Below are 7,603 nucleotides of genomic sequence, written 5' to 3' on the forward strand. Positions count from 1 at the left end.
TGGGTGAGCAAAAATTATAATCGGTGCGGTTCCAATTCTGCACCTGCCTTTTCCGAACCAACGTCCACGGTGTGGTTTTCGCCGTAGGGGCGCACAGTGTGCGCCCGCGGGCTGGTCTAGGACCGACTCCTACCGATATTCCGGAATGTTCTGATTTGCTCGTAGGGGCGAACCTCCCCACAAGAAAAAAGGAGCCCTCTATGTCTTTCGACCACTACATCCAATCCGGCGGCAAACGCCTGCGCTGCGGCTACACCACCGGCACCTGCGCCGCTCTGGCCGCCCAGGGGGCGGCCCGCCTGCTCCTCACGGGACAGGTCCCGGAGCGGGTCTCCCTGCGCACCCCCAAGGGCTGGGTGGTGGAGGTCCCGGTGGAGTCCCCCCGCCTGGAGGACGGCATGGCGTTCTGTTCGGTGACCAAGGACGGCGGGGACGACATAGACGCCACCCACGGCCTTCCCATCACCGCCGCGGCCACCCGCCAGCCCGGGGAGGAGATCACCCTCCGGGGGGGCGAGGGGGTGGGCCGGGTCACGAAACCCGGCCTGGACCAGCCGGTGGGCGAGTGGGCCATCAACTCGGTGCCCCGGCGGATGATCTATGAGGCGGTGGACTCGGTGCGGCAAGCTCTGGACGAACCGTGCGGGCTTCTTATCACCATCTCGGTCCCCGGGGGGCGGGAGGCCGCCCGGAAGACCTTCAACCCCCACCTGGGGGTGGAGGGGGGCATCTCCATTCTGGGCACCTCGGGCATTGTGGAGCCCATGAGCGTCCAGGCCCTGGTGGACACCATGGCCCTGGAGCTGCGACAGGCCGCCGCCGGCGGGGCGCGCCGCCTGATCCTCACTCCGGGCAACTACGGGCTGGACTTTTTAAAGGGCGGCACGTTAAGCCTGCCCGGCCAGGTCCCGGTGGTCCGGTGCTCCAACTTTGTGGGGGAGGCCCTGGACAGCGCCCGTCTGGAGGGGTTTCGGGAAGTGCTTCTGGTGGGACACATCGGAAAATTTGTCAAACTGGCGGGCGGGATCTTCAACACCCACTCCCGCTGGGCGGACGGCCGGGCCGAGCTCTTCTGCGCCCACGCCGCCCTGTGCGGGGCGGACCGGGAGACCGCCCAGGCCCTCATGGACAGCGCCACCGCCGACCGCTGTCTGGAGATTTTAGCGGAAAAGCACCTGCGGGAGCCGGTGCTCTCCTCCCTCCTCTCCGCCATCCAGCGCCATCTGGACCGGCGGGCGGGGGAGGATTTACAGACCGGAGCGGTGCTGTTCAGCAATCAATACGGCCTGCTGGGAATGACCCGGGGGGCGAAGGAGATTTTGGATACATGGAACACAGCAAAAAACTAGGAACCTTTTACGGCGTGGGAGTGGGGCCCGGCGACCCGGAGCTGCTGACCTTGAAAGCGGTGCGGGTGCTGGAGGCCTGTCCCGTGCTGGCCGCCCCCCAGACCGCCTCCGGAGAGATGACCGCCCTGAGCATCGCCCGGCAGGCGGCGGACCTGGAGGGCAAGACGCTCCTCCCCCTCTACTTCACCATGTCCCGGGACAGGGCCAAACAGCAGGAGGCCCACCGGGCCGCCGCAGACGCGGTCCGGCCCTATCTGGAGGCCGGACAGGACGTGGCCATGGCCATCCTGGGGGACGTGTCCATCTTCTCCACCTACTGCTACCTGATGGACATTCTGAAAGCGGAGGGCTTCCCCTGCGTCATGGTCCCCGGCGTGCCCAGCTTCTGCGCCGTGGCCGCCCGGCTGGGCCGGAGCCTCACCGAGGCCAACACCCCCCTGCACATCCTCCCCGGCGGGGGCGAGGGGCCGGGAGAGACCCTGGACCTCCCCGGAAGCAAAATTCTGATGAAGTCCGGGAAGAACTACCCCCGGATTCTGGAGGAGCTGGAGCAGAGAGACTGGCTGGACCGGGCGGGGATGGTGGAGAACTGCGGCCTGCCCGGAGAGCGGGTGTTCTCCTCTTTGAAAGAAAAGCCGGAGTCCTCCGGGTATTTTACGACCATTATTTTACCGTAAGGACTGTATCTGCGGGGTGGGAAACAGCGGGCGGCCACATGGGGCCGCCCCTACGGGCAAATCAGACCATTGCGAGGCGGGCGGGTGAGGACACCCTCCCCCACGGCGAAAACCACACCGTGGACATTGGTTCGGAAAAGGCAGGCGCAGAATTGGAACCGCACCGATTGAAATTTTTGCTCACCCAGGGCCCAGTGGCCCGGATTGAATGACGGAGCGCCACTCAAATTTTGCGCGCCGGAACTGCTCTGCTTACCCCAAGGGATAACCCCCGTAATGGGGGTTCTAGGGGGACGGCGAATATGGACACGAAGTGTCCATCCTGAGCCGCCCCCCTAGCGTCTTTTGGTTCCTTTTCCACGCGGAAAAGGAACTCGCCCCGCACTGCGCCCGCAGGCGCGTTTCGGAGCGCAACCGCCCGCAGGGCGGCTCTTAGCACGGAGATGGCGAACCCCTACAAAACAGGGCGGCGGGGGCGAGCCCCCGCCCTGCGGGGTTCTTCTAATGATGTCTGTTCCCTGAGCTGCCCCTTATCCGCCCCAGGGGGAAGTCTAAAAGGAAGAGGGCGGTGAAATCCCCTGCGCATTGAAAGCAAGAAAAAGGAGGTCTTCCCATGGTCCACTTCGTAGGCGCCGGCCCCGGCGGGCCGGACCTGATCACCCTCCGGGGTGCGGAGCTGTTACAGCAGGCCGACTGCGTGGTATACGCGGGCAGCCTGGTGAACCCCGCCCTGCTGGGCTTCGTCCGGGAGGGCGTGCCGGTGTACAACAGCGCCCACATGACCCTGGAGCAGGTGCTGGAGGTGCTGGAGCAGGCCGAGCGCGCCGGCGGGAACACCGTCCGCCTCCACACCGGGGACCCCTGCCTGTACGGGGCGGTGCGGGAGCAGATGGACCAGCTGGACCGGCGGGGCATCCCCTGGGATGTGACCCCGGGGGTGTCCTCCTTCTGCGGGGCCGCCGCCGCCGCGGGGGTGGAGTACACCCTCCCCGGGGTGAGCCAGAGCGTCATCATCACCCGCATGGCGGGCCGCACCCCGGTGCCCGAGAGGGAGTCCATCGCCTCCCTGGCCCAGCACGGGTGTACCATGGTGGTCTTTCTCTCCGCCGGCATGTTGGAGGGGCTGTCCGCCGAGCTGCTGATGGGGGCCTACACCCCGGACACCCCGGCGGCTCTGGTGTACAAGGCCACCTGGCCGGAGGAGAAGGTGGTCCACTGCACCGTGGGCACCCTGGCCCAGGCGGGGCGGGACCACCACATCTCCAAGACCGCCCTGGTGCTGGTGGGGGACTTCCTCTCCCACCAGTACCAGCGAAGCCTCCTGTACCACCCCGGCTTCTCCACGGAGTACCGCACCGGGGACGGCTCGGCGGAGCCGGGAGGCTCTCTATGAGGCTGGAACTCACCGCCTTTACCCGGCGGGGGGCCGCTCTGGCCGCCCGGCTGGCGGAGGAGCTGACCCGGCGGGGCCACCAGGCCGCCTGTACCCGAGGTGCGGGAGAGTCCGCGGCGGATTGGACCGCCCAGGCCTTTGGCCGGGCCCAGGGCCTCATCTTCGTGGGGGCGGCGGGCATCGCCGTGCGGTCCATCGCTCCCCACCTGCGGCACAAGAGCACCGACCCTGCGGTGGTGGTGGTGGATGAAAGGGGCCAGTTTGCCATCCCCATCCTCTCCGGCCACCTGGGCGGGGCCAACGATCTGGCCCGGGAGATCGCCGCCCTGCTGGGCGGCCAGGCGGTCATCACCACCGCCACCGACGTGAACGGGGCCTTCGCCGTGGACCAGTGGGCCCGGGCCCAGGGACTGGCCGTGTGCAATCCGGAGAAAATTGTGGACGTGTCCTCCGCCCTGCTGGAGGGAAAGGCAGTCTCCCTCTGGTCCCGGTGGCCAATCGCCGGGGTGAGACCCGCCGGAGTTTCGGATGGAGAGCGGGAGGCGGCGGACGTGGCGGTGGACTGGTACCGCCCGGAGCGAGACGCCCTGTGGCTGTGCCCCAGAACCCTCCGGGCGGGGGTGGGCTGCCGCCGGGGCACGGGGGCCGGCGCCATCCGCGCCCTGCTGGACGCCGTGCTCGGCGGGGAGCGGCTCTCCCCCCTGGGCCTGGAGGCGGTGTGCTCCATTGATTTGAAGGGGGACGAGCCCGGGCTTCTGGCCCTATGCGGGGAGCTGGACCTCCCGCTGACCACCTACACGGCCCGGGAGCTGGAGGCGGTGCCGGGGGAGTTTTCCGCCTCCCCCTTTGTGGCGGAGATCACCGGGGTGGACAACGTGTGCGAGCGCGCCGCCCTGGCGGCGGGGGGAGTCCTGCTGCGGAAAAAGACCGCCCTGAACGGGGTGACTCTGGCCCTGGCGGGGCGGGAGCCCCGCCTCACCTGGAATACAGACGGGAGGATACTTCCTTGAAACAACTCTATGTGATCGGAATGGGCCCCGGCGGGGCGGATCAGCTCACCCCCCAGGCCCGGTATGCCCTGGAGGCAAGCCAGGTGCTGTGCGGCTACACCACCTACCTGGACCTGGCCCGGGACTTTCAGGACGGGCGGGAGATCGTGTCCACCCCCATGACCCAGGAGCTGGAGCGGTGCCGTCTGGCTCTGGAGCGGGCGGCGGAAGGGAAAACCACCGCCATGATCTGCAGCGGGGACGCGGGGGTGTACGGCATGGCCGGCCCCATCCTCCAGATGGCGGAGGACTTCCCGGAGGTGGAGATTGAGGTCATCCCCGGCGTCACCGCCGCCCTGGCCGGGGCCGCCGTGCTGGGGGCCCCCCTGATGCACGACTTCGCGGTGATCTCCCTGTCCGACCTGCTCACCCCCTGGCCGGTGATTGAGAAGCGCCTGGACTGCGCCGGGGCGGGAGACTTCGTGCTCTGCCTCTACAACCCCATGAGCAAAAAGCGGCGGGACCATTTACGGCGGGCCTGCGATATTCTGCTAAAGCATCGGAGCGGCGACACCGTGTGCGGCTGGGTGAAGAACATCGGCCGGGAGGGCCAGGAACACCGCCTGCTCACTCTGGAGGAGCTGCGGGAGGAGCAGGTAGACATGTTCACCACCGTGTTCATCGGCTCCCAGTCCACTAGGGAGATTTCCGGGCGGATGGTCACCCCCCGGGGCTACGAGGCCAAGGGATGAGGCGCATTCTGATCTTCGGCGGCACCACCGAGGGCCGCCTGCTGGCCCAGGCCCTTTCCCGGCGCGGAGTCCCCGCCGCCGTCAGCGTAGCCACGGTTTTGGGGGCGGAGGAGCTCTCCGGCCTGCCCGGCATCACCCCGCTGGTGGGTCGGAGGACGGCGGAGGAGATGGCGGCCCTGCTGTCCGGGTACGACAAGTGCGTGGACGCCACCCACCCCTACGCCCGGGAGGTTTCCGCGAACATCCGGTCCGCCTGCCGCTCCGCCGGGGTCCCCCTGCGCCGCCTGCTGCGGCGGAGCAGTGAACTGCCGCCGGGCAGTATTTTGGCGGGCAGCCCGGAGGAAGCCGCACAGCTCCTCCAGTCCAGGGAGGGAAACGTCCTCCTGGCCATCGGGGCCAAGGGGGTATCTGCCTTTTCCGGCCTGGACCCGGAGCGGCTCTACCCCCGGGTGCTGCCGGTGGAGGAGAGTCTATCCGCCTGCCGCCGGGCGGGGATCCCCACCAAAAACATCATCGCCATGCACGGCCCCTTCTCCCAAAAACTCAACGAGGCCATTCTGGAGCAGTACCGCATCCGCTGGATGGTCACTAAGGACGGCGGCTCCGCCGGAGGGTTCGGGGAGAAGGTCTCCGCGGCCCAAAACACCGGGGTCTCCCTGGTGGTTATTGGACGGCCGGAGGACGATGGGGAGGATTTGGATGCTGTTTTGGAGTGGGTGCTGAGTTGATAGAGTCTGCGCAGGGGGAGTTTCGCCGCCTGCGGGCGGCGAGTGACTTTGCCCGCGGCGGCAAAGTCACCAAAACGCCGCCGGGGTTTGCTCCGAGGAGCACCGTTCCGGTGCTCCAAGTCGCTGCACCCCGGACCCCATTACGGGGGACGCCCTCCTGAAAAGCTGTGCTTCATTTCCGGCGCGCAAAATCTGAGCGGCAATCTAAATTCCCACCGGGCCACTGGGCCCTGGGTGTGCAAAATTTAGAATTGCTGCAGTTCCACAACGGCGCCTGGGTTTTCTCAGCCAACGCTCCCGGTGCGTTTTCGCCGCAGGGGCGGCCCCATGTGGCCGCCCGCCCCAGCCTTCCCCCTACAAGGGGGAAGGTGGCTGGCCGAAGGCCAGACGGATGAGGGTGGGCCCCGAAACCGCAGAAAATCCTCAACAGACCGTGAAAGTGTCCGGCCCCTACGGAAAGGCCGGAGCGTTCCCCGTATTTCGTAGGGGCGGCCTTTGGCCGCCCGCCGTTTCCCCACCGCACAACTTAAACCCCACCACCCCAAAAGGCGCGCTTTCCACCGATAGAAGAAACACCCAAAGGTGACCGGACCCTCAGCGGCAGCGGTAATAGAGGGGAAACCAGTCAGCTGAGCCACCCGCGCCTTTGCGATAACCGAAATGCTCTCCTAATTGGGCCCCCGTAAAATAGGGTCCAGGGGTGGGCGTCATTGGGGCAGGAGCGACGCAGTCGGTCCTGTCCCTCTGCGCCCACCCTTGGCGGTTCTTTGGTTACTTTCTGCCCGGGCGGATTGTCAAGTGAAGTGCAACGGTTTGTGGAAAAAGAGTTCAAGAGGAGATTTCCAGCCTAGGCATTTGCGGGGGCGACGATTTAGCTTATCAGTAAATGAATCCAGAAGGGATGGAGAAAAAGGAACCTTATAGGTGTCCTTTGGAATGTATTGTCGCAGCAAACCATTGGTATTTTCGTTTGTACCTCGTTCCCAGGGGGCATGAGGATGCGCAAAATAGAAGACTGCGTTTGGAATTATTTTTGTAATGTTGGCATGATGGGCAAACTCCAATCCCCGATCCAGGGTAATGGAGCGAAGCTTTCCCTTGGGTAAAGTGTCCAGCATGGAGGCCATGACCCGTGCGACTTCTTCTGGTTTTCTACTCTGGCAAATACCAGTCAGCAGGTATCGAGACCGTCGATCTACAAGTGTGACCACATAAAGCTTGTGGAAGCTGCTATATACAAGATCACCTTCAAAATGTCCGAATTGGCTCCGCCTATCTGCCGCTTTGGGCCGCTGTTCAATGGTTTGATGCACAAAGGCTGCGGTTTTTCTCAGCTTCTTTACCCCACGCCAGCCTTTGCGTCTGAGATGTTTCTGCATGGGGTAACGGCCGTGCCGGTTTTTGCGTGTTCCCTTCGGCTCCATATACCCATCCTTCAAGGCGCGATAAATGGTGCTGTAACTGACTAGCCGTTTCCCGTGCTCCATCGCCATCCGCTCTGAGATCTGCTCAGGAGACCACTGCTGCTGGGTTAGCAGGCGGACCACAGTAGCCCGAAGGGGGCCAGGGGCTAAGAGCCGGTGCCTGCGACATTGCTTTCTCCGGCGATGATACTGTTTTTGCGCATCCGATGGGCGGTATCCTTGCTTGCATTGATTCCGCTTCAATTCCCGGCTGATGGTGGAGGCGCTCCGCCCCAGCTCTGCGGCAATTCT

7 protein-coding genes are annotated in these 7,603 nt (G+C 65.4%); 6 read left to right on the forward strand and 1 reads right to left on the reverse strand.

Going from position 1 to position 7,603, the window contains the following annotated elements; genetic code table 11:
• Positions 1–200 precede the first annotated feature (200 nt).
• The 6 genes from cbiD to cobK all read left to right on the forward strand — a co-directional run bounded on the left by cbiD (position 201) and on the right by cobK (position 5,888).
• Positions 201–1,349 carry a cobalt-precorrin-5B (C(1))-methyltransferase CbiD gene (cbiD, locus tag B5F19_RS12065; RefSeq protein WP_087290797.1) on the forward strand — a complete coding sequence of 383 codons (1,149 nt, stop codon included), beginning with the start codon at positions 201–203 and terminating at the stop codon, positions 1,347–1,349.
• Positions 1,328–2,026, forward strand: a complete 699-nt coding sequence (gene cobI, locus B5F19_RS12070; RefSeq protein ID WP_087290799.1) for a precorrin-2 C(20)-methyltransferase — start codon at positions 1,328–1,330, stop codon at positions 2,024–2,026. Before cbiD ends, cobI begins: the two co-directional genes overlap by 22 nt.
• Before the next feature lie 613 nt (positions 2,027–2,639).
• Complete coding sequence (gene cobM / locus B5F19_RS12075; RefSeq protein ID WP_087290801.1) at positions 2,640–3,419, forward strand: precorrin-4 C(11)-methyltransferase; 780 nt, start codon at positions 2,640–2,642, stop codon at positions 3,417–3,419.
• The gene (locus B5F19_RS12080) at positions 3,416–4,429 is read left to right on the forward strand and encodes a cobalamin biosynthesis protein (RefSeq protein ID WP_087290803.1); all 1,014 of its coding nucleotides are present in this window, start codon (positions 3,416–3,418) and stop codon (positions 4,427–4,429) included. Before cobM ends, B5F19_RS12080 begins: the two co-directional genes overlap by 4 nt.
• Positions 4,426–5,160, forward strand: coding sequence for a precorrin-3B C(17)-methyltransferase (gene cobJ / locus B5F19_RS12085; RefSeq protein ID WP_191345880.1), 735 nt, complete (start codon positions 4,426–4,428; stop codon positions 5,158–5,160). Before B5F19_RS12080 ends, cobJ begins: the two co-directional genes overlap by 4 nt.
• Complete coding sequence (cobK, locus tag B5F19_RS12090; protein WP_087290805.1) at positions 5,157–5,888, forward strand: precorrin-6A reductase; 732 nt, start codon at positions 5,157–5,159, stop codon at positions 5,886–5,888. The genes cobJ and cobK overlap by 4 nt, the downstream gene beginning before the upstream one ends.
• A gap of 794 nt (positions 5,889–6,682) precedes the next feature.
• Here the strand turns inward: cobK and B5F19_RS12095 are convergent.
• On the reverse strand, positions 6,683–7,603 hold a 921-nt coding region (locus B5F19_RS12095), incomplete at its 5' end, for an IS30 family transposase (RefSeq protein WP_087290807.1).

Origin of the sequence: Pseudoflavonifractor sp. An184 (genome assembly GCF_002160305.1) — a bacterium.
Taxonomy (GTDB): domain Bacteria; phylum Bacillota; class Clostridia; order Oscillospirales; family Oscillospiraceae; genus Lawsonibacter; species Lawsonibacter pullicola.